The organism is Bacteriovorax sp. BSW11_IV (assembly GCF_000447755.1).
Classification (GTDB): domain Bacteria; phylum Bdellovibrionota; class Bacteriovoracia; order Bacteriovoracales; family Bacteriovoracaceae; genus BSW11-IV.
Genome location: NZ_AUNE01000010.1, coordinates 86,922 through 110,201, shown reverse-complemented (window position 1 = coordinate 110,201; position 23,280 = coordinate 86,922). Strand labels below are relative to the sequence as shown.

Genomic DNA, 23,280 nt, shown 5'->3' with positions numbered 1-23,280 from the left:
GCCCACTTATTAAGTGGGCCTTTTTTTTGTCTATGCCTTTTTATGGGCCTCAATGATTTTCTTGTAAACTTCAGTTGTCGGTAACTTCACAAGCTCCTTTGGAGAAACAACGTTCTTAGGAAGCGTTGGAAGTTTTGTGATTTTTTCTGTGATCATAACGTTCTTATTTGCATCAACTTCATCTACTTTAGAAATAGGTGTGAAGTGTGGTGCCGTTGTAAGAACTTCTGGGCTCTCGTTAACGATATGGTGAATGGCCTTTACAACTTCTGTAAATTCATCAAGCTCTTTTTTAGAAAAACTTTCAGTTGGCTCAATCATAAGTCCGTAAACTTCTGGGAAAGCAACAGTTGGTGCATGAAGACCAAAGTCTAGAAATAGCTTACCGATTTTTGCAATGGCCTGTGCTTTTGGTGTTCCGCCTTCTGCAATTCTTTTGAAAGTATCAGCTGAAATTGTCAGAATGAATTCGTGCATTCTTGGAACCTCTTCACTTTTCTCTGGAAGAGTAGGGTAAAGATCCTTTAGATTTTCATATAAGTATTTCGCTGCAAGTACGGCGATAGCAGACATTTGTCTTACACCATCAGTACCAAGGGCCTTAATATAAGTATAGGCCCTAACCTTGTGAGCAAAGTTACCGTGGTGTCTGTGGAAAGAACCAATACTCTTTGGTGCTTTTACAGATTTGAAAACGCCGTTTTCTTTTACAACTTGCATACCAGGAATGAAAGGAAGAAGTTTCTCACTTACCGCTACAATAGCATCACCTGGACCACCACCACCGTGTGGAATCGTCCATGTTTTATGGAGGTTGTTGTGAACTGCATCGACTCCCATCGCACCGAGATCAACCCAACCAGCGATAGCATTCATATTGGCGCCGTCCATATAGACAAGACCATCTACGCTATGAATAAGATCGGCCATCTCTTTAAATTGTGATTCAAAGATTCCTGAAGTATTTGGGTTCGTCACCATAATACCGGCAATGCGATTACCGAATTCTTTTACAACTTCTTCTAATTGAGGAAAGTTAATTTGACCGTGGTCATTGGCCTCAATTGTAATGATTCCGTATTTTACACCACCAACAGTTTTTGTGTCGTATCCGGCCATTGTTGCAGTTGCTGGGTTTGTTCCGTGGGCCGAGCGAGGGATAAGAATGATGTCTTTAATTTTCTCATTACCACGATCTTTGTGGTAGCCTTGGAACATTTTAAGACCAACAAGTTCTCCTTGGGCACCAGCAACTGGTTGAGTTACAACACCTGCAAGACCTGTGATATTCTTAAACATCTCCTGAATTTCAAAAAGAACTTCTAATGATCCTTGTGAATCTTCATCTTTTGATTGAGGGTGAAGATCCGTAAAGCCAGGAAGTGATGCTGCATAATCGTTGATATAAGGGTTGTACTTCATAGTACATGAACCAAGAGGGTAGATATTGTCATCTGGTGATACGTTTAGTTCACCAAGTTCAATATAGAACTTTTGAAGTTCAGAGTATTCAAAATTTGGAAGATCAACAGCATCTTTTCTCTTAAGTTCATAAGGTACATCGATAATGTTGGCCTCATCTTTAATGTGTTCAAAATTCGCACTGATGAAGGCGTTAAGCTTCTCAAGATCTGCTTCTTCTTGAAGATCTGAGAATGACATTTTTATCGCATTTTTTAGGCCTGCACGAGCAGAAACATTTACACCTAACTGAATGCCAGCAGCGTCAGCTTTTTTAATTAGTTCATCAGCATCTGTATCCACTGTTACAGTGAATTCATTGAAAAAGGGAAGCTCGTATGAAAGCGTAATTCCTTTGTGACAAACCATGTGCTCAAGGGCGCGTAAGGCATTTAGACGACCTTTTTGCATGGCCTTAGTCATACCTGTTTCACCACGTTCTAAAATTGCAGCACCTACAACTGTAGCCAGAAATGATTGGTTTGAACAAATATTACTTGTCGCTTTTTCACGTCTGATATGTTGCTCACGAGTTGAAAGAATCATGGCAAGACATTCTCTGCCTTGTGAATCTTTCGCTCTTCCCACATAACGTCCTGCTGTAGAACGAATTGAGATTTTATCATTTTCGTTAAAACGAATACCGAAAATTCCTAGACCTGGACCACCAAAGTTTGGACCTAAACCTAAGTGTTGTCCTTCTCCAACGAACATATCAGCACCTTGCTCTTTCGAACCGTACTTCGCTGGTTGAAGAAGTCCTTCAGTAGCAAGAAGCATTGGATCGATTAAGGCAACAGACTTGATTTTGTGCTCGCTACAGAAATCTGTAAGAGCATTTACATCTTCAAGAACACCAAGGTTGTTGACTTGAGCAAATGCAACAGCGGCCACTTTTCCAGCATGCTCTTGCATAAGTTTGTTAAGTGCATCCATGTCAGTGCGACCGTTTTTAAGAGGTACAGTGACAATTGTCATTGGAGTATGTTCAGCGTGAGTTTTCACAACTTCGATATCATTTGGAAAAATTCCTTCACTCACTAGAGCAACTGAAGAGTTTTTCACTAGACGCATGGCCGTGTTAAAGGCCTCGAATAAACATGTTGATCTATCGTAGAAAGAAGCATTGATGGCCTCAAATCCAGTCAGCATTGAGATTGAGCTTGCATACAACCAAAGTGTGTGAAGAGTACCCTGACTTCTTTCCGGTTGGTAAGGAGTATAGGCCGTAGTAAGTCCTCTAATTGAACAAACAAATGGCGTGATTTGTGGTACTTTGTATTGTTGAAGACCGTCACCTAAAAAAGAAGTTTTGATTTTATTTTTCTTTGCAAGGGCCTCTACATGATTGATAAGATCAGTGTATTCTAGTCTCTCTGTCACAAAAGGAGCTTTCTCAAAACGCGAGTGTGCTGGGATGTGTGAGTAAAGATCGTTAAGATCTTTTGCACCAATGGCCTCAAGCATTTCGTTGATTTCACTTTCTGTGGCACTAATATAGTAAGGAGTTAATTCTCTTTCCAATTTTTCTGGGTCATAACCCAATTTTTCAAATTCTTTTTTCATGATGCGATGTCCTTATTCATTGTAAAAAATGCACCTTGTTTTACCACGTTTAAAAAGGCTTTATCTACTATTAATCACGAGTATAATGGGCCTATGAGTATGATTATAAACGTGTTTGTCACAAATGAAGCCTCGCATAGCGAATGTCTCACTTTATTGCATGGTTTCAATCTCCCATTTTCATTAGAAATTCACACTGTAGCACAGCATCACAGTGGGGCCCTCAACTATGATCAGGGTCGTTTTTTTTATTTAGGTGAGGACGGACTTAAAATTAATTTTGATTGGATCTCACAGTGGCGCTATCACAAAAAGGCCAATTACTCACTTAAAAGTGAACCTCTTGCTAAGGCCGTGGGTCGTGCAAAAAACCCACGCCCTAAGGTCATTGACCTTACTTGTGGAACGGGAAAGGACTCGTTGTTACTTTTGATCTTTGGTTGTGAGGTCAGGGCCTATGAAAGAAATCCTGTGGTCTATCTTCTTCTTAAAGACGCTTTGCGCTTGGCCAGTGAGAGCGATGAGAGCATGGCCCTTGTTTTAAAAGATTCATTTCATCTCGAATTTGGTGCATTTTCTAAAGAGAATTTTAACTGTGCACAATGGACATTGTACTACGATCCCATGTATCCCAAGGTCCCTGAAAAACGTAAGGCCCTGCCACGCAAGGAAATGGTTGTCTTCCATGAAGTCGTAGGCGTCGATGAAGATAGCTATAGTTTTATGGAAGAGCTTTTTAATTCTGGAAGTAAAAGAGTTGTTCTTAAAAGACCAATTAAAGAGGAGGTGTTCAAGTCGCCTAGCGCGAGCTTTAAAGGAAAAAGCACGCGCTATGATATGTATATAATCAGCTAACAAGTTTTTGTAGAAACTTCTTTTGCTTTTTTTCTAAGTTTTCAATATCGATGGAAACAATTTGATCCTCTGAGGATTGATTCAGGGCCTTAAATTGAATGACATTTTTGTGGTCGTAAAATCTTAAGTCAACTTCGGTGAAAGAGTGCTTCTTTTTATCTTTGACCTCTAGACGAATTGTCTTTTCATCTACACTCAAAATTTCCATATCAATAGTTGTCATAAACTCATTAGTTGAGCAAAGAACACCTCTTTCTTGTTCTTTGTTTAATGGTCTTCTTAGCAGTTGATTGAACATAAATTCTCCTTCGTCCTTTTTGTTTTAAAGGTGTGTCGAGTTTGGTTCAAGTGGAGTTTTGTGCCTAGTAAAGGGTTTCAAGAACATAGAGATCTTCTTAATGAAAAATAAAATTTGATCAAAAATGTCAGAGCTTTGGCCCGAGGGTGCAAGATACTGTGAATATTGTAAACCAAGGGTTTTAGTCCAGTGAAAATGTTTAAAGGATTTTACTCATACTCCGTAACGAGAAATAAGGAATTTTTTTTTTAGGAGTTTACATGTTCAAAAGCAAAGTTTGGGCATTTTTGTTCTTAATGATGACAAGTGCATTATCAAATTCATTTGCTGATTGGAGCGATGATATTTATGATCATGCAGATCATTTTCCGATGCAGCTTCAAGGAATGTTCGCTACAACTTTAGTGGGTACATGTATGGAGCCGGACATTAAGTACAAGAGAATGAATGGACAAGTTGAAAAAGTTTCAATTCAAAATTCTTTTTTAGAAAGTGGCAAAATTGATATTAGAGTAGGAACGCCCTACAAAGAAGATGTAAAAAGTGTGATGAATTCACCTATCGTTTTTATTATCCCTGGTGCCTTTAACAATCTAGATGATTCCCAAGCAAGATATCTTATGAGTCTGCTCCTTAAAAAGGGCTACGTGGCCATTACTGTGCCAAATCCATGGGGAACTGATTTCATAAGTCACGGTGTAAAAAAACCTACGGGGACTGTGTCCTATGAAGGTGATGTTATCTATGAAACTTTTAAAAACTCTTATGCTTATTTGAAGCGCTTAGGTTTTAAAGGTGATGACGTTCGTATTCTAGGTGTTAGTTATGGTAGTTTCTTGGCCGCAATGGTGGCAGCAAAAAATAGTGAAGAAGAAAATCCAGTGAATATCGTTGATAGTACAATTCTTTCTCCTCCGTACCAACTGGGTGAGACTATTTCACGTCTTGATCATTGGGTGAGTGAATCACGTCCATTTATCAACAATAGTCTTTTAAGAGCACTTTATAAGTTGATTACTTTTTGTCGTGAGGCCAATATTTCAAACGACTCAGAGTTTGAAGAAAACAAGGCCATGAGTCTCGTTATTGGGGCTGGATTTCATCGTGAGCTTCTAAGGTCAGTTATGCTTTACGATAAAATGAAAAACTTAAATAAGATCCCGGGACGCAAACTTGGGACATTTTCTCGCAAGCATCTTTTGTGGCGTAAATATTTTACGTTCGATAAATATTTCGAAACCTATGCACCCGAGGCCAAGGCAGAGATGATGACTGAGATTGGAGACCTTAATTATTGGACCCAAAAAGCTCGAGATAATGGCTTTGATAATTTTAGGATTTTGACTTCTGAAAACGATTTTTTAAATGAACCTGTATCGAATTTCGCTCCTAATGAATCAACGATTACCTTAGAAACCGGTGGTCATTATGGTTATCGCGGAATGAGTTGGTATAAAAGACTTCTTGATATTTCTTATTAAGGACCTAGATTAGGTCCTTTTTTCATTTTCATCTTGATAATTTCTCAATTTATCTGTGTAAATTCTACTTGTTTACATCTTTTCTCATGTAATTTTTTGACCTGATGTGTCATGGCACAGCTTTTGCCTTTATAGTCCCAAGCGATCAACTGATCTGAATGAATCGGCTCAAAGTGATACCAAAATTTGCAAAAAGACTCGTTTTGCAAGTGTCATTATGACATTGGTGGCGCCTTGACACTAAAAAACACGCAGGAGAGAGGAATGGGAAAATTACACGTCGTAGCAGTGGTTGGGCTACTGGGGGCCATGAGCTCACAAGTTTTGGCCAACTGGGAAAAAGATTACATCGGAACACCAACATTTAGATTGATGGACGATCCAGAGCTAAGTTCTCTTGATAGATCTGTGAATGACAGACAAAGAAGTTATAACCAAGTTAAGCGCGTTCACGAAGATAAAGAAAAAGAAGTAAAGGTCGTTGGCGATCAAATTCAGGCCCAAAATGCGATCCTAAAAAAAATCGACGAGGATCAGGCCGCTCATTCCACTGAAATTCAGAACCTGCAAAATCAGATTACGGCACAAACAGAGTTGAAAAGAAAAAGTGAAACTGAAACGGCTTCTTTAAAGACTGAAATTCCACAATTACAAACAGAAGTTGAAGCAAAAAAACAAAGACTTCAAAAATTGTTTGAGAAAAAAACGAGTGCTCAATCAACTTGTAGTGCAACTCCAACTGAAGAGTGTAAAAAAGAGATCGCTGATCTCGATGCAAAAATTGATAATGTAACAAAAAATATCGCTGCAGATAATGAGAAAATTGCCAAGAAAAAAGCTAAAATTGAGGCCAACGATAAACTTATTGTATCAGCAAATGAGAAGATAGATCGCGCTCTAAAAAGAGTGGCGAATCTTAAAGAAGTTAAGCAAAAACTTGTTGAACAAAAATCACGTTCAGAACAAGAAAAAATCAGATTGAGAGGAGTTCTTACTCAAAGATCAAATGAACTCTCACGCATTGCAAATGATCTGGCGAAAGTTGATCAGGCCCTAAAGCATGCTGAGCAAAGAAAACATGTCTATCGCCAGTCTTTGGTTGATCGTGTGTTAAAAATTAACAGAGAAGGTGCTATTAGTGGTAGTGACGATGGTCGCTATGACGGAAGTGATCTTGCTTACAGAATTGGTGAAAGCGAAGGAAGAATGCAAGGTGAGAGAGATGGTCACTATGAAGGTGTTCGCGCAGGACAAAGACGTGATTATACAATTGGGCAAGAGATCGGCCTAAAAGACGGTGAGGCAAGTGCTCGCGTTGATGGTGAGAAAAACGGCCGTATCGATGGGACTGTAAAAGGAAATACTCAAGCAGCAAATAGAATTTCTGCCGAAGATGCTACGAGAGCGGCCAATGCTTCAGATGCTTCTGTTATTGGACAAAATCAAGGTATTGCAGCAGGTAATATAAGAGCTGATCGCGATGGTAAGGCCACTGGTGAGCGTGCAGGACAGGCCGAGGCCATTAAGAAAAATGAAGCACAAGGATTGAAAGAATTAACTGTTGGTGGTCAATTTGCGGGAACTTTTGCTCGTTCAATTCCAAGCTTTCCAAATGGCTATAAAGGAAACAAATTTCAGCCTTCAAAAATATTTAACAGAATGGTTGTGAGAAAGGCCTACGAAGATGGTTATCGTGCTCGCTACCAAGATTCAATTATCACAAGTTACGGTGAACAAGTTGGACCGGTGTTTGATCTAAACTACAATAGATCATACGATTCAAATTATGATCGTGCTTTCCAGACAAAGTATCCTGAAAGCCAAAAAGAGGGATACAGTGACGGACACAAACTGGCCTATGATAGAACATACCCAGGGGCCTATGAAAATTCTTTTGAGAAATATCGAACAGCATTTTCCCAAACACCAAATACAACAGCACCAGAGTATAAGTCTACTTATGCTTCTAATTATAAGAGTGTCTACTCATCAGTATATGAAAGCATTCGTTCTCAGTCATTCGCTCATCACGAGCTATTGACATATAACAAGCAAATTGGACCTGTTACTGAAAAGTATAGAAAGTCACGTTATGCAGAAGTTGAAAGTGTTTATAAGAACGGTGCGGTTTTAAAATACGAAAATTCTAGCATTACTGATGTTGGAACAACAGGTGTTGGTGTTAACGATAGCGTCATGATGCCAAATGAAGATTTCGTTGTAAGTGTTAAAGTTTCAAACTACGGCGAGAAAGAAGCAGTAGGAGCGAAGGTTCACTTAAATGGTGGAGCAGTTGTAGCTCTTCCTGCAATTCCTGCTAAATCTTCGGTTGTTGTTAAGGGAGCAGTAAAGGGACAGCTAAAAGAGAGTACAATCGGTCGAACTGAGACTATCTCTTCTTACGTTTCTTACCCGTTAACTCTTGAGAAGGCCATTCAAGGTCGCTACTTCAAAGATGCTGGAGCTGGTGTTTTAAATGGATATGATGCTAAAAACGTAAGTGTTGAGTACCCTGTTTCTCTTAGTGGATTATCTCTTGCTTCTGAGCTTGAGTACCAAAAAGAAAATAAGATCTCTCTCTCACTGACGAATAATAGCTCGAAGAAAATTGCATCTTCTATCAATGTTGAGTTGAGTTCATCTTCGCCAAGAACAATTAAAACAGGATTTACGCCAATTGCTGTTCTTGATAAAGCGACTAAGCTAGATTCAGCTTCTTTATTAGTAGATAATATTGCTGATGTATATGAAACCTTGGCCTACGACGTTACATTAAGCACAAATGGTGTTGTTATTGGTCGTCTACCGAGTAAAATGCGCGCTATGGCCAAACTTCCATATGCTGAAGCTCGCTCTAAAGTTGCGATTGTAGCAAACGGTGAAGAGTCTTCAAAACTTCTTCTCGATATGGCCAATGAACTTGGTGGCCTTGGAACTGTTGCTGTCATTGATACTTCTCTTGGAACAACAAGTGCTAAAGTATTAACAAATGGTGTAGTTGGACAGAAACTCGTTGTTCTTCCTTATGGAACAGCAGCTGCTCTTAATACATTAATGACTAAATCTAAAATGACGACTTTTATTTTTGCAGAAGAAAATAAAGACTGGTCTAGAGTACAAGGGAATTTATCAGCTCTGAAGAGTTCAAAAACAATTCCGTTTAAATATGGAACAAAAGGAAAAACGGTACAAACAGTATTAACAAATAAGTTGTTAAATAAATCACTGGCCGATTCAAACGTTGTTCTTGTTGCTGATAACTCACGCGTAAAAGAGCTCCTGCCTCTTGCAAGTGTTCTTACAAAAACAAACGATGAACTCGTAACAGCGCTTTCACGTCTGTCTGAAACAGAATACTTTGCGCTAAGTGAAGAAGCGAAACTTCTAGTGCAAGGATCAATGGTTCGCTCTCTTCATGAGAATCTTAGAATTAATGAACTTTACCTAGCAAGTGGAAGTACTTTTTCAAGAGATAAGGATATTGCTAACAAAGTTAAAGATGATTCATCACTTTTACACAATAAAGTTATGAAGAAAGTTGATACTAAAGCTAAAAAAGACACAATTGGACTTTTCCTTTTTGCCTACGAGCTTTATTATGTAACTTCAAGTGCGACAAGAGTTTGGAAACCATTAAAAGATGAATTTACAACGGCCCTTACAAATAGACTTTTCGGAGCTTTATTTATTAAAGCGGCGTTGAAAGAACTTAAAAATTCTGATGATCGCATTGAGGATTACAGTAAGTCACTTTATAAAAAAGTTGCTAAAGTAAAAGGGATGAACGCACCATTTGATTATGAAGAGTACGACCCAAATCCAAACACAAATAACTAAATTCTTAGTAAGGGCCTTTGTGCCCTTGCTATTTTATATCCCTTCTTGGGCCTCACCAGTTATTCGCATCAATATTATAGATGCTTTCTTTTGCGCAGATTCCTTGCCGAGTTCTCCAACAATTATAATCAACAAAGAAGTCCTTTTGGCCAAAAATGCGACCAAGCGCTGTGATCAAAAAGATTTTTCTATGGACCGTTATCACGGTCGTAAAGTTTTGGAGAGTTTCATTCGTGAATATAAGGGAAAAAGAATCATTGAAATCACTCCTATCGTTGTTTTTAACGATGCGGGTGAACATGATCTCGTGGCCTGGCAAGAGGCCTTTTCTAAGAAGTGGCAAGAGGGGAAGAGTTATAATTTGCTGGCCATTGGAATTCCCTTCGTTAAAAGAGAGGATTTTGACAAAAGTGAAATTGGAAAAAGGATTTCATTTGATGTGATGACCTATTCGGCTAAAAAGCAATCTGGTCGCCATGTGAGCGCTTCACATTTCGTCTTTCCAAGTGATCTAGAACTTTCAAAGGTGAAGGTGATTTCAAAAGAACATTTTCCTGATAGAAAAGCTCATCATGAACTTTATGGGAACTCTCTTTCGGTCGTGCTTGGTTTGGTTTATGAATTAAATAAATTGAATTAAAAAAAAAGGCCCACTGTGTGGGCCTTTATTATTTTTTAGAAACTTTTTTCTTTGTGACTTTTTTGGCCGCTGGTGCTTTGGCCTTCGTTACTTTTTTGGCGGCCTTCTTTTCAACTTTTTTACTGGCCTTTTTTGTTACTTTTTTTGCTTCTTTTTTAGGAGCTGCTTTTTTTACAGTTTTCTTTTCAACTTTTTTAACAACTTTTTTTGCTGCTTTCTTTTCAACTTTTTTCTCTACTTTTTTTGCAACTTTCTTTTCAACCTTTTTTACTGCTTTTTTTGCAGCACTTTTGGCAGCAGATTTAACTTTTTCAACTTCTATTTTAGCTTTATTAACTTCTTTCTTTACTTCTTTTTTAGCTTTCTCTACTTCTTTTTTAACTTCTTTTTTTACTTTTATGGCCCCACTAACAACACGCTTTGTCGATTTTTTGATGGCCTTGTACATATCAGCAGCAGGAGTTTTTGTCAGAGCTTCTTCTGCACGTTTTTCCATATCAACGATAATGTCCATTGGATTTTTTCCAATATTTTCAATTTCTGCTACAAGTGTCTCGTAGAATTTTTCAATTTTCTGTCTTTGTACATTTAATTTGTCATAACGAAATTTAAATTGATTATAAAGCTCTTCATATTTTTCATGACCTTCTTCCTTAAGGGCCTCAAGAAGGTGAGCACAGTTGTGTTTGATCTCTTCCGTTTTTGTTTTTAGCGCCTTTTCAATCTTTTCATTTTTCTTTTTAAGAAAGTCCTGCAATGACATAATCAATCCTCTAAATTTAGATTTGTGTGTTTGTTTTCTTATCGGTAAGTAATAGGAATTATTTAAAAGGTAAAGGGAAATTTTGTATTATCAAATGGTTAGCTTAATGAAAACTTTAGATTTGATCGTGTTTTCAGTACCTTGTGCCGTGACAAAGCAAATATTTAGATTTAAAATGGCCTCTTTAGACAATAGCGAAGGATTATTTATGGCAAAGTATGATGTCTATGGAATTGGAAATGCTCTAGTTGATATGGAGTTTGAAGTAACACCTGAATTTCTACAGAAGATGAATGTAGAAAAAGGATTGATGACTCTTGTGGATGAGAATCGTCAAGAAGAGCTTCTTAATAATTTAGATAAACTTGGTCACAAGCGCTCTTGTGGTGGTAGTGCCGCCAATACAATTATTGCTGTTTCTCAATTTGGTGGGAAGTCTTTCTATTCTTGTAAAGTTGCCTCTGATGAAACAGGGGATTTCTATTATACTGACCTTGTTAAAGAAGGCGTTAATACAAATATTACTGATAAGCGCGAAGAAGGTGTAACTGGAAAGTGTATGGTTTTTATTACTCCAGATGCTGATCGTACAATGAACACATATCTTGGTATTACAGCGACATTTTCTAAGAACGAACTTGTTTATGATGAAATTGAAAAGTCGAAGTATCTTTATATTGAAGGCTACCTTGTAACTGGACCTAATTCTTTAGAAGCAGCCGTTGAAGCTAAGGCCCATGCAGAGAAAACAGGTGTTAAAACTGCGCTAACTTTTTCTGATCCAGGAATTGTTTCTTACTTTAAAGATGGTTTTAAAACGATCCTTGGACAAACGGGAGTGGATCTTCTTTTTTGTAACGAAAGTGAGGCCTTGGCCTTTACTGATACAAAAACATTTGAAGAAGCGGCCAAAGAACTTAAAAAAGTGGCGAAGGCGTTTGCTATTACTTTAGGTCCAAAGGGTGCCTATATTTTTGATGGTCAAAATGAAATTCATATCATTACAAATAAAGTTGAGGCCATTGACACTAACGGAGCGGGTGATCTTTTTGCAGGTTCATTTCTTTATGCCATCACAAATGGACATTCATTTGCGAGTGCGGGAAGACTTGCCTGTAGCGCGGCCAGTGTTCTTGTGACACAATTTGGTGCACGTTTAGATAAAGAGCAAGCTCATACTATTAAAAAAGAAGTTTTAGCATAAATATTTGGAGAACGATTCAATGAGTTCAAGAATTGCAATTAAAAAATTATTTGAAACAAACCCAGTTGGTGAAACAGTAACAATTAAAGGCTGGATTCGCTCAGTTAGAAATTCAAAAGCTTTTTCATTTCTAGTAGTCAACGATGGAACGCATCTTGATAGTATGCAAGTTGTTGTTGATGCTTCTCTAGAGAATTATAGTGAAATCAGTGCGCTTCTTACAGGATCATCTGTCGCTATTACAGGACTTGTTGTTAAGTCTGGTGGTAAGGGGCAGGCCATCGAAATGCAGGCCTTCTCTGCCGAAGTTATCGGTGCAGCTGGAGAAGGGTATCCTCTTCAAAAGAAGGCTTCTTCACTTGAGTTTTTAAGAGATAACGCTCACTTTAGAGCAAGAACAAATCTTTTTGGTGCCATTTTTCGCATTCGTCACGAACTTGCTATGGCCACACATGAATTTTTCTCTAATCGCGGATTCTACTACCTAAACTCGCCAATCATCACAGCAGTTGATGGAGAAGGTGCAGGAGAGATGTTCAAAGTAACAACTCTTAATATGGAAAATCCTCCAAAAACTGATAAAGGCAATATTGATTACTCTAAAGACTATTTTGGTAAAGAAGTAAGCTTAGCCGTTACAGGTCAGCTTGAAGGTGAGTGTCATGCTCTAGGTCTTGGTGCCATTTATACTTTTGGTCCAACTTTTAGATCAGAAAACTCAAATACGAAAAGACACTTGTCTGAGTTTTGGATGATCGAGCCAGAAGTCGCCTTTGCTGATCTTGATGAAATTGCAGATCTTGCGGCCGATTATATTAAACATCTTGTTTCACATGCCCTTAATAAGTGTTCGCATGAGCTAGATTTTATCTGGAAACTTCCTTTTTCTGATGTGGATGCGACTCATAAAGATATTCTTGAAAACGTTCGCGATTCAGAATTCTTAAAAATTACTTATACTGAGGCCATTGAAATTCTTTCAAAAAGTGGAGTGAAGTTTGAATACCCAACAAACTGGGGTGATGAGCTTCAAACAGAGCATGAAAGATACTTAACTGAAAAGCACTTCCAGCGTCCTGTTATCGTTACAAATTATCCTGCAGGATTTAAGGCCTTCTACATGAAGCAAAACGATGATGGTAAAACAGTTCGTGCTATGGACGTTCTTGTACCAGGAATTGGTGAGATTATTGGTGGTTCTCAGCGTGAAGAAGATATCGATAAGCTTATTGCTCGTATGGATAAGGATGGAATGGATAAGTCTGGTTACTGGTGGTACTTAGACCTTAGACGTTACGGTTCTGTTCCACATGCTGGTTTCGGTCTTGGTTTTGAAAGAGCGATTATGTATATTACTGGTATGAGCAATATCCGTGATGTTATTGCTTTCCCAAGAACTCCAAAAAGTTGTGATTTCTAAAAAATATTGGCCCCAAATTCTTGGGGCCTTTTTTTTGTTTTTTTTCTGTGAATTGACATTGGCAAAAAATATAGTTGTCTTTGTTCCAGGTTTAAATTTCAATGTTCAAAAATTTTCTGAAATAGAGAAGGCCCTTGGAGATAACTTCTCTTACGAGTATTTCAATATTGATTATAATAAAGGAAGCGTTGCTGATTGGGAAAATGAGCGCGATCAATTCTTCAAGAAATTTGATCATAGTGAATCGAAGCTCTTTCTTATCGCTCAATCTCTTGGGGCGCTTTTGTTTAACCCGTCGTCACAGCGTTTTGAAAAAATTGTCTACCTCTCGCCAGCATTTTCTTTGAAATTGGCCCCGAAACTTATTTGTCTAATGGCGAAAATTCCTTTCTGGCATGATTTAAAAAGTCGCAATTATAAAGAATATAGACTGCACGATGAAACAACTCGAACGGCCTATGAGGGTTTATGCGAGTTAAATAATCGTTTTAATTATTCGCAGCTAGATTCCAAAAAAGCTCTGGTTGCCATCGATTTGAAGGATGAGCTTGTGGATGCGAAAGTCATTGAAAAGAACGTAACGAATTTAGTTCTCTTAAAAAAGGCCCTCGATAATAAATTTCATCATTTGATTGTTGACGAAAAGACTATGGCAAAAGGGGACTTTGATCGTTTTATTCATAGCTTGCAGATTCTCTTTACTCCTTAGGTCCCCTCGGAAAATTCTTCACAATTTCTTCTGTGCTCAAAGGTGGGTATTCTATTAAGAGTAAAGGAAGGAATCTATGAGCACAAATGCCATTGAACAAAATAGCCACTACTATAATCAAAGACTTCAGAAAATGGAGGCCACTCGTCGTGAGCAAATCGACGAACTTAGAAAGAATCAAGATGAAACACTTGAGGCCAAAGAAACGGCTGCTAATGACCGTGTTGATCGCTTAGAGACTGCCTATTCAAACGAGAAAAAAGATATTGAAAAATCTTTCTCAGTAAATATTGATCGTGCTGCTAAGGATATGAAACAAAACGTTGAGCATATCAAAGAAAATAATGCTAAAGAAAAAGTGGAAATCACGAAGCAATTTGAAAAAGAGCGCCGTGATATGCATGAAAAATTTCAACAAGAAATAGAAACAATAACTAAATCATTTAATAATGTTGTTGCTGGTAAAGACCGTGATTTGGCCGATTTGAAGGCCCGTTATGAAGAACGTTTAGTAAAACAACGAGAATTGTCTGACGAACGAGCTGAATCAATGCGCGAAGGCTTCGAAGAGCGTATTAATGAGATTAACGAGAAACATCAAGGCGATTTAAAGTCTCTCGTTAAGCGATTCAAAGTTTAATTTTCAGTAAGTCCAAATTTCAAAAATTCCAGGAGATATGATCGTTCATCTGGATTTAGTCTGATGGCCCTTGCTTGCATTGCGGGATGGGCCCCTTCTTTTTTTCTAAAGAGTCTGTATTGATTTGTCTCTACAAAAAGATTTTCAACGTAATTTGTACGATAAAGATTGTTAATCATCATCTGATCGTAATCATCTAGGGCATTAACGCCTTTTTCGTAGTGTTCAATAACTTGTTCTAAAGTTGTATAGACACCACTGTGAAAATAGGGAGCTGTTTTGGCCACATTCCTAAGGGGAGGAACCTTGAACATATACTTATCTTTGGCCCTACCTGTAATGAGAAAGCGTCCTTCGTCATTATTGAAAATATCTTTTCCTGGTCCAATTTGTGGTGCTGCGATATTTTGAAATGATTCATTCGTTAGATGGGCCCCGTTGTGACATAAGATACAGCGACCTCTTTCAACAAATACGATGGCCCCTAATTTTTGTGATTCAGTCATTGCAGTATCATCACCACGTATATATTTATCCCAGGGAGTTTGCGTAACTTGAAACCTGTAGCGAATGAATTCGGCCAGTGCTCGACCGATATGACCAATATTGTATTGCTCAGGATGATTAAAGGCCTTGGCAAAAAGAGTTTTGTATTCGTTATTTTCAAGAATTTTTTCTGTAATTAATTGCCAAGCTTCGAGATTTGTTTTTGCATCCGCGATGGGGTTGTCGCCTTTTTTCCCTCTCATTTCTTCATGAGATAAAAGTGGGAAAAGCGCCTGGGCCGATAAAGCTCCATCTAGTACGCTGGTGATATCTTCTCTTTGTGGTGCCTCTCCATTTAAGGCCTCTTCTGGAGTTTCATATTCCCAAGTGTCTGGATCAAAGGAAACACGTCCATCCCAAAAGAGTCTTGTGATATCTTCGTGTCCTTTATTAAAAAGATCAGGAGAGTTTCTTGGAATAATTTGCAGAGAATCTGTTACAATTCGCTCTTTTCCTAATCCTTGTGCTCCCTCTCCAATTGAAAGTGGGAGAGCGTCTGCGCTTGCAAGGTCTGGATGATGACATGTGGCACAGCTAATATTGTTATTTCCACTCAATCTGTTGTCGAAGAAAAGTTTTTCACCTAACTCATAGATTTGATCATTCTTGTCGTTCATTGGCTCCACGGCCTTGAATCGAAATTGTTTGATATAATGACGCAACTTCTCGTCAGTGGCACTAGCACCGAGGGCAAGTTTACAAGTCATGGACATAAAAATGACTAAGATGACAAAAATTTTCATTTTAAAAACTCTCTCTCTAAGGGACAATATATTAAAGAGAATAGAGTTTGATGTGTCAAACTTTTTCAAAATTTAATGAGGTTAATCATGAGAAATAGATCTTTTATCTGTGCTTTAGTGCTTCTGGGACTTACTTTTACGTCTTTTGCGGACTCAATTACTGTCAAAGGTGATGGTGTGGCGAGCTCCGATCCTGATCAAGCGGCACTCACTTTTAAAGTAACCACAAAAAGCAAAGAGGCGATGAAGGCCCAAGAAGAAAATGCGACAATTATGAAAAAGATTACAAAAGGTCTTCGTAAAAAATATTCATTACACGACAAAGATATTGTGACGAGCTCATATAATTTAATCCCTCGCTTTACTTACCCTCGTGATAAGGCCCCAGAATTTTCTGGTATGGAGATTCAAAATGAAGTGGCGATAAAAATCGCAAATCTTGAAAATGTATCAGCTATTATTAATTTTTTAACTGATAGTGGAGTTACTGAAATTTACAATATTCGTTTTTCTACAAGTAAAGAAGAGAAGTTAAAAGTCATGGCACTGGAGCTTGCTTATGAAAATGCTCTTAGTAAGGCCAAGGCGCTGGCCCTTAAGGCCAATAAAAAAATAGGCGATGTAAAAGAAATAAAAGAAGGCGCTTATTCAACTCCGGCCCCAAGACCAATGCATTTCGAGGCCAAGGCCATGTCTGCTGCCCCAGTGATTGAAGGGGGGAGTGTTGGTATTAGCGCGGCCGTGGAAGTTACTTTCGATATAAAGTAAGTATCTAAAAATACGGTATTTTATGGTCTTATCTTTAGGCCAATATTTGAAATAACCGACAAGTGTGGTGGAGAATTTTATGAAATTTAAAACCACACTTATTATAGCTGTCCTAAGCATTTGCACTAGCATTGTCTATTTTTCAAATGTCGAAAACTTCAGAGGTCTTGCTTCTGTTTCCACTCGTACATTTCCAGATTATTTTCCCGATTCCATCTATTTCTCATTAAATGATAAACATGAGGCCATAGAAGGGCCAATTGAGCGTCGAGATGATGAAGGTCGTTACATGAAACGAGTCTTTGGTCTTCTTATTCAAGCAGCTGACAAGCTTGCAAAAAAAGATTGGTACTATCCAAATGATAATGTCTATCAAACATATAATACATTCTTATTAACTGCGGCCATGGTTCCTTATCACGAATCACGCTATGTTCATCTAAGACAACGAGATAGTGAGCAGTGCTCTGTGAAAACAAATGGAGTCGTTGCCCATAAAACAAAAGAAGAGGCCATCACTGCAATTAAAGCTGAAAAAGATTTACTGCAAAAAGAAGTGGATTCGTATCGCTATGATCTAAATTTTGTGAATGAAGAATATAAAAAGAAAATGTCACGTGAAGATAATAGAAGAAATCGAGCCGAGGCCGCACGATTAAATTCACTTATTAAGGCAAAAGATAAAAGCATTAAAGAGTTGAATAAATTAATTACAGGCGGCAGTAACGCTTTGTGGAGTGCAAGTTCAAAATTCAAAGGCCTGATTAATCGTTCTGATATTTTTGTTCCATGTGATAGTGCAGGAGAATTTAAGCAGCTTCTTTTTTCATATGACTATAATGACGTTGGAATTATGATGTTCAATATGAAGGCCAATCCTGGTCCCTTTGAAAGAGGTTCCATTCTGAGCACGAATTTGATTATTTCAGAGGGGGTTTCCCTTCTTTATAAATCATTTAATAGAAATGCTTCAGATTACAAAACAAATAAATATCTCTCTTGTTTTCAAGGGAAAAATGGTCTCAATCATTTGAATCTCGTTCGTGGAACATGGTCAAATTATAATGGTGGTCATTTTGATCAAAGAGCGTGTCGCTTTATTGGAAGTATGAGTTGTTTAAAACATATTTATAACAATTATACTTCTGCTGTAGGGAAGATGAGCTCTGGTAGTGCCTCGGCCGAGGATAAGAAAATTTATAATGAGTATAATTATACATTTCAATCAAATGATAAAGCGCTCATTAAACTCATCACTGAATATGAGACAAATTCACTCGATGCAAATATTGATTTAAATTCTTTTGCCTGTCGTTTTAAAGAAAATGATTGGCATTTTTTCAACAATCTTGTGAGCTTCTTTTATAATGAAAATAGCTATATGCACAAGTTCTTACCAGAATCCAGTATTGAGCGTAAGGCCCTTGACGAGTTGATTACAAACGTTAAAAACAAAACAAATAAACGCCAATATCTTGATCAAGTCCTCGTGACAAATTATCAAGATTACCTTGATGAAAAGTATGAAGAAGGGCAGGCGCTAACTCCAGACAATAATTCTGATGAGAACAATTCTGAAGAAAATGAGATTAGGCCAGAGGTCATTGCTAAACATGATCCTGAACCAGAAGTTAATGATGTTGTTAATGAGGCGCCAATCGTTCAAGAGTATGAACCAGAGGCGACAATCGTCGTTGATGAAGAAGGGGCCCTTCCCGCAAAGAGTGAGGAGAGTAAAGTTTATATCCTGAAAGGACGCAATATAAACTTGCGCTATTCTCCAGAGATTGTTTCTTATAATCGATGTGGAAATACAAGTGATCTTGGTGGAAAGGTTGTTACAGTTGAGATTGTGGATAAAGAAGTCATAAATGGTTTTTATAAAGTTCATTCAGATCTATTTAATGAACTCTCAAGTGCAGATTGTGCCAAAGATTCTGTCGCTTATGTTTGGGCCGATTTTGTCGTAGAAAAAGAGAGTACTAAGGCAGAAGAGAAAGTTGAAGAAAACCTTCAGTACGGAACGATTTCAAGTGGTGTCAAAATTCGTACCACATATAAACGAGGGGCCTGGACTGGGAGAGTTCTCTCTAGAGGAGATCGTGTTGTTGTTATAGAAAAAGTTGTATGGGGAGATCCATGGTATCACATTGTCACAGAAGATGGTTTTGAAGGTTGGGTGTGGCAAAACGTAGCGTTGGAGTAAAGTTGTGAAGAAATTTTTTAGCTTAGTTCTTATCCTTGGGATTACGGCCCTGCTTTATATGAAGCGTGATATTCCTATTCCACAGGATACAGATTTAAGAACATTAGAAATGAAAGAAAGTGAAAATAAAAAAATTCAAGATCATGTTTCATCAGAAGTAGATCAGAGCATTGTTGCAAAAATTAATGATAGAGTTGATGATCAAAGTTCTGCCAAAAGTGATGGCCTTTCCACTGATGATATAGCTGATGTTGTTAAAGTCGTGGATAATCTAAGTGATTGTCTCTTAAAGAAGACTTGCCAAGATTTTAAAGAAAATGAGCGCTATTATGATCCAAATGAAGGAAGTTATCATAGGTCATTGGTTAAAAGTTTAAGTTTTTTGCGTGAAAGGGCCCAATATAATGATGATGTGACCATCACACCAGAACAGTTGCAAAAAGTTATGGCCATTTCCAATGATGAAGTTCAGGCCGAAGGATTACTATTGGCCGATGCTTTGAATAGCTCACAACTTGTGGCCGAGCGTTGTGGTGATTTTACCAATTCAAATATACTAAATGTACTCACGTTAATTGATAAACGCAAAGACAACACACAACTCATGAATTGTTTGAATAAATTTATTCAACGAGGCAGTTCAATGGCCCTTTATGATGTTGCTGAGTTTTTATCAAGTAGTGCTGTCGATGTACAAATTGCGGCCCAAACAAAGAAAACCTACTGTCCTTTGCTTGCATCTAAAGATGAGAGTTATAAGAGAGTAGGTTTAAAGTATCGTTCTGTAATGGAAAAATATGATCTAACTTGCCCTTAACTTCTATGTTCAAGGCCACGACCGACAGTAGTTAATAGCTTGATCATTTCATCGAAAACCTGGTTCTTCATGCCAATGAACACTGCATGAAAACTAGGTTTTCTATTTTCTTCACGTTCTTTGTTTTTGTCATCATACACACGTACGTGAATAGTTCCATCACTTAGGAATTGATAATTTATATCTAAGTTATAACAAAGAAGGCGTAGGACTTCTTCGTTGGTTCCTGGCCTTTGACCCATAAATAATACTGGATCAAATAATAGATCGTCTTCAACACTAGCGTGATCAATCGCCCTTTTTAGAACTTCAAAACTCACTCTTAACCACTCATGACCTTTTTGTTCACCCGCTGGATCGGTGGCCAATTTCTCATCACTTGTTTTTAGTAGATGAATATATCTTTTTATGTAGAGGTCTAAAAGTTCATGGACAAACAGATCCGTATTTTTCTGGGCAAGGTTGGCCTCGTCACTAAAGAGGCCAAATTTATTTTTGAATTTATTTACTGAACAGTTGATTTCACAGTCAGATTCTTTTTTTAAATAAGTTAAGGCCAATTGTTCTTCGCCATCAAGATTAATTGAAAGTTCATGAATAAAGGCATCTTTTTTAGTTTGATTTTTTGCAATTGCGAGCCAATTTGTTTTTTTAAAATCGGTTTTTGCGAGAAGTTCTAAGTATTTTTCTTGTGTAAGCTTTCTGTTAAATAGCATATTTTGTCCTAAATTCCTCAGGCGTTTTTGCAATCTTTCTTTCTGTATAATTGAAGAAAACCATTCCAGTTTTTATGATGGCCACAGGTCTATTGGTTTGTTCGTTATCAAGACTGTAGATAAAATCAAAACCATAATCTGTTATATCGTCTATGTATAGAGTGGCCTTAAGCTTGTCGCCGTGGAAGGCCTCGCTCTTATACACAACGGCGGCATCACCCATGATGAGGCCTTGTTGGTAAAAATTCATTTCACTGAAGTTTTGAGTTTTTAAAAATTGTAGGCGAATTTCATGGGCATAGCGCAGGACGCTATCGTTACTCATGTGATTGCCATAATTGATATCATCAATGCGCACATTCAAAGTAGTTTCAAAAAGCTTGTTTGAAGGTATTTTAATTTTTATTCTGGCCAAACTTTACTCCACAAAGCTTGTGAGGGTTGCTAAGATAATTCAATCAGTTTTGTCATCATACTTTGTGAGGACCTATTTGAAAATTGGAATGTTCGATTCAGGCATCGGTGGCCTGAGCACTCTTAGAAACTTGCTTTGCATGCGCCATGATTTAGAGGTTTTTTACTGGGCCGATGACGCACATGCTCCTTATGGGTCTAAATCAGATGAATATGTCAAAGATCGTTCTAAGGCCATCGTTAAAATATTTGAAAGCATGGGCATAGAATTAGTCGTTGTCGCCTGTAACACGGCCACCGCCATGGCCATCGAGGATCTGCGTGCCAGTTTTCCTCACATGACTTTGGTGGGAGTTGAACCCTACGTGAACGTGATTAATCATATCCCGTGGCAAAAAGAGCATCGCGCTGTTATTTTGACTACACCTTTAACTGGTCAGTCAGAGCGTTTTTGTCGCTTGCGAGAAAGATTGGACCCCGACAATAAATTGGATCACTTTAGCTGTCCAACTATGGCCAAACTTGTTGAACACGCTTTTTGGCATAAAGACACTCAGCTTGCCCAAAAAATTCAATTAGAACTAGCTCCAATAAAAGATCGCAATTACCAATATGTCATTTTGGGCTGCACACATTACCCCTTAGTGGGTCACTATATTCAACAGGCCCTTGGGGCCGAAGTTATTTCTCCATGCTCGGCCATTTCCAAAAGGGTCCTTTCTCTACTAAAGCTTGAGAGTCTCCCTGCTGGCACACAGAGTGTTAAATTTATGTTTGCCCGCAGCTCCAAAGGTGAGCAGTTCTCGCCAATGGAATTTAGTTGCAATGGGCCGTGGCCAGAGCTTTAAAGGCCAGTTATAATTTTCTCGATTATTAATTCCACGAAGGACGGATAAGCGTATGTCAAAAATTACAAAAATCATCGCACGACAAATTTTAGATTCAAGAGGAAACCCAACAGTTGAAGCTGAAATTCATACAGAAAAGGGAAGCGTTGCTTTAGCAGCTGTTCCTTCTGGAGCATCAACAGGAACAAGAGAAGCTCTAGAGCTTCGTGATGGTGACAAATCATATTACTGTGGAAAATCTGTTAGAAAGGCCGTGGGTAATGTTAATGATAGAATTCGTCCAATGCTTCTTGGTAAAGAAGTAACTGATCTTCGCGCCCTTGATATGGCGATGCTTGAATTAGATGGAACTGAAAATAAGGCCAATCTTGGGGCCAATGCTATTCTTGCTGTTTCGATGGCCGCTGCTCGCGCGGGTGCTATGGATGAAGGTATGCCGCTATTTGTTTATTTAAATAAATTTTTAAAAGTACCAATGGCACAAAATTCAATGACGCTTCCGGCACCACTTATGAATATCATCAATGGTGGCGCTCATGCTTCAAACAATCTTGATATTCAAGAATTTATGATTGTTCCTCATATGAAAAAATCATTTTCTGAAAATTTCAGAGCTGGTGTTGAAGTTTTTCATTCTCTTAAAAAAGTGCTTAGTGAACAAAACTACTCAACTAACGTTGGAGACGAGGGTGGATTTGCTCCAAATCTTCAATCTCACGAAGAGGCCATTGAATGTATCCTAAAAGCAATCAAACTTGCTGGTTATGAGCCAGGTAAAGATATTTCACTTTCACTCGATGCTGCTTCTTCAGAGTTTTACAAAAATGGTAAATACACAATGGAAGGAAAAGAACTTTCAAGCGAAGAAATGATCAAATATTACTCAGATCTTTGTGCGAAATATCCGATCTATTCTATTGAAGACGGTCTTGATGAATCTGACTACGACGGTTGGGTAAAATTGACTGAGGCCTTAGGGACAAAAGTTGTTCTTGTTGGTGATGATGTTTTTGTAACGAACAAAAAAATCTTACAACAAGGTATCGATAAGAAAATGGCCAATTCGATTCTTGTAAAAGTAAATCAAATTGGATCATTAACTGAAACTTTTGAAACTCTAGAGCTTGCGTTCAATAACAACTATAGTGCCATCATTTCTCACCGTTCAGGTGAAACTGGTGACAGTTTTATTGCTGATCTTGCCGTAGCTTGTGCTGCTGGTCACATTAAAACAGGTTCTGCAAGCCGTTCAGACAGAATGGAAAAGTACAACCAACTTCTTAGAATTGAAGAGGCCCTAGGAAGTGAAGCTAGTTTCAATGTTGTAAAATAATCATATTGAAAGGCC

Annotated in this window: 19 protein-coding genes; 13 read left to right on the top strand and 6 right to left on the bottom strand. The window is 38.0% G+C overall.

Annotation, left to right across the window (positions count from 1 at the left end):
- Nucleotides 1-30: 30 nt before the first annotated feature.
- Nucleotides 31-3,027, bottom strand: a complete 2,997-nt coding sequence (gene gcvPB / locus M899_RS03475) for an aminomethyl-transferring glycine dehydrogenase subunit GcvPB (protein WP_021270079.1) — start codon at nucleotides 3,025-3,027, stop codon at nucleotides 31-33.
- 93 nt (nucleotides 3,028-3,120) lie between these two features.
- Here gcvPB and M899_RS03470 point away from each other — a divergent pair, with 93 nt between their 5' ends.
- Entirely contained in the window at nucleotides 3,121-3,882 is a 762-nt protein-coding gene (locus M899_RS03470) for a class I SAM-dependent methyltransferase (RefSeq protein WP_196801723.1), read from the top strand.
- Here M899_RS03470 and M899_RS03465 read toward each other — a convergent pair.
- Nucleotides 3,875-4,180, bottom strand: a complete 306-nt coding sequence (locus tag M899_RS03465) for a hypothetical protein (RefSeq protein WP_021270096.1) — start codon at nucleotides 4,178-4,180, stop codon at nucleotides 3,875-3,877. The genes M899_RS03470 and M899_RS03465 overlap by 8 nt on opposite strands.
- A gap of 260 nt (nucleotides 4,181-4,440) precedes the next feature.
- Between M899_RS03465 and M899_RS03460 the strand changes: the two genes are divergently transcribed.
- From M899_RS03460 to M899_RS03450, 3 genes are all read left to right on the top strand, one after another.
- A complete protein-coding gene (locus M899_RS03460) occupies nucleotides 4,441-5,661 on the top strand; it encodes a hypothetical protein (RefSeq protein ID WP_021270084.1) in 1,221 nt (406 codons plus the stop codon).
- A gap of 264 nt (nucleotides 5,662-5,925) precedes the next feature.
- A complete protein-coding gene (locus M899_RS03455) occupies nucleotides 5,926-9,498 on the top strand; it encodes a hypothetical protein (protein WP_021269973.1) in 3,573 nt (1,190 codons plus the stop codon).
- A gap of 19 nt (nucleotides 9,499-9,517) precedes the next feature.
- A complete protein-coding gene (locus M899_RS03450; RefSeq protein ID WP_034727668.1) occupies nucleotides 9,518-10,138 on the top strand; it encodes a hypothetical protein in 621 nt (206 codons plus the stop codon).
- A 28-nt stretch (nucleotides 10,139-10,166) separates the two neighbouring features.
- Here the strand turns inward: M899_RS03450 and M899_RS18510 are convergent, their stop codons facing one another.
- The gene (locus tag M899_RS18510) at nucleotides 10,167-10,901 is read right to left on the bottom strand and encodes a hypothetical protein (RefSeq protein WP_021270119.1); all 735 of its coding nucleotides are present in this window, start codon (nucleotides 10,899-10,901) and stop codon (nucleotides 10,167-10,169) included.
- Nucleotides 10,902-11,007: 106 nt separating this feature from the next.
- On the opposite strand from M899_RS18510, the gene M899_RS03440 reads away from it, so the two are divergent.
- The 4 genes from M899_RS03440 to M899_RS03425 all read left to right on the top strand — a co-directional run bounded on the left by M899_RS03440 (nucleotide 11,008) and on the right by M899_RS03425 (nucleotide 14,874).
- Nucleotides 11,008-12,105 (top strand): adenosine kinase, encoded by a 1,098-nt coding sequence (locus M899_RS03440; RefSeq protein ID WP_021270003.1) that lies wholly within the window; start codon nucleotides 11,008-11,010, stop codon nucleotides 12,103-12,105.
- Nucleotides 12,106-12,124: 19 nt separating this feature from the next.
- Nucleotides 12,125-13,525 (top strand): asparagine--tRNA ligase, encoded by a 1,401-nt coding sequence (gene asnS, locus M899_RS03435; RefSeq protein WP_021269959.1) that lies wholly within the window; start codon nucleotides 12,125-12,127, stop codon nucleotides 13,523-13,525.
- 58 nt (nucleotides 13,526-13,583) lie between these two features.
- On the top strand, nucleotides 13,584-14,234 hold the full coding sequence (locus M899_RS03430) for a hypothetical protein (protein WP_155897062.1): 651 nt from the start codon (nucleotides 13,584-13,586) through the stop codon (nucleotides 14,232-14,234).
- 76 nt (nucleotides 14,235-14,310) lie between these two features.
- Complete coding sequence (locus tag M899_RS03425) at nucleotides 14,311-14,874, top strand: hypothetical protein (RefSeq protein ID WP_021270093.1); 564 nt, start codon at nucleotides 14,311-14,313, stop codon at nucleotides 14,872-14,874.
- Here the strand turns inward: M899_RS03425 and M899_RS03420 are convergent.
- Nucleotides 14,871-16,163 carry a cytochrome-c peroxidase gene (locus M899_RS03420; protein WP_021270010.1) on the bottom strand — a complete coding sequence of 431 codons (1,293 nt, stop codon included), beginning with the start codon at nucleotides 16,161-16,163 and terminating at the stop codon, nucleotides 14,871-14,873. The genes M899_RS03425 and M899_RS03420 overlap by 4 nt on opposite strands.
- Nucleotides 16,164-16,250: 87 nt before the next feature.
- Here M899_RS03420 and M899_RS03415 point away from each other — a divergent pair, with 87 nt between their 5' ends.
- From M899_RS03415 to M899_RS03405, 3 genes are all read left to right on the top strand, one after another.
- Nucleotides 16,251-16,931: an SIMPL domain-containing protein gene (locus M899_RS03415; protein WP_021269950.1), complete on the top strand. Its 681-nt coding sequence runs from the start codon at nucleotides 16,251-16,253 to the stop codon at nucleotides 16,929-16,931.
- 79 nt (nucleotides 16,932-17,010) lie between these two features.
- Nucleotides 17,011-19,137 carry an SH3 domain-containing protein gene (locus M899_RS03410; protein WP_021270061.1) on the top strand — a complete coding sequence of 709 codons (2,127 nt, stop codon included), beginning with the start codon at nucleotides 17,011-17,013 and terminating at the stop codon, nucleotides 19,135-19,137.
- A gap of 4 nt (nucleotides 19,138-19,141) precedes the next feature.
- Nucleotides 19,142-19,954, top strand: a complete 813-nt coding sequence (locus M899_RS03405; RefSeq protein WP_021270078.1) for a hypothetical protein — start codon at nucleotides 19,142-19,144, stop codon at nucleotides 19,952-19,954.
- Here the strand turns inward: M899_RS03405 and M899_RS03400 are convergent.
- Both M899_RS03400 and M899_RS03395 read right to left on the bottom strand, forming a co-directional pair.
- Nucleotides 19,951-20,670: a hypothetical protein gene (locus M899_RS03400; RefSeq protein ID WP_021270152.1), complete on the bottom strand. Its 720-nt coding sequence runs from the start codon at nucleotides 20,668-20,670 to the stop codon at nucleotides 19,951-19,953. The genes M899_RS03405 and M899_RS03400 overlap by 4 nt on opposite strands.
- Nucleotides 20,660-21,085: a thioesterase family protein gene (locus M899_RS03395; protein WP_021269988.1), complete on the bottom strand. Its 426-nt coding sequence runs from the start codon at nucleotides 21,083-21,085 to the stop codon at nucleotides 20,660-20,662. Before M899_RS03395 ends, M899_RS03400 begins: the two co-directional genes overlap by 11 nt.
- 76 nt (nucleotides 21,086-21,161) lie before the next feature.
- Between M899_RS03395 and murI the strand changes: the two genes are divergently transcribed.
- Both murI and eno read left to right on the top strand, forming a co-directional pair.
- Nucleotides 21,162-21,932 carry a glutamate racemase gene (murI, locus tag M899_RS03390; RefSeq protein ID WP_021270130.1) on the top strand — a complete coding sequence of 257 codons (771 nt, stop codon included), beginning with the start codon at nucleotides 21,162-21,164 and terminating at the stop codon, nucleotides 21,930-21,932.
- A 52-nt stretch (nucleotides 21,933-21,984) separates the two neighbouring features.
- A complete protein-coding gene (gene eno / locus M899_RS03385) occupies nucleotides 21,985-23,265 on the top strand; it encodes a phosphopyruvate hydratase (RefSeq protein WP_021269993.1) in 1,281 nt (426 codons plus the stop codon).
- Nucleotides 23,266-23,280: the final 15 nt, after the last annotated feature.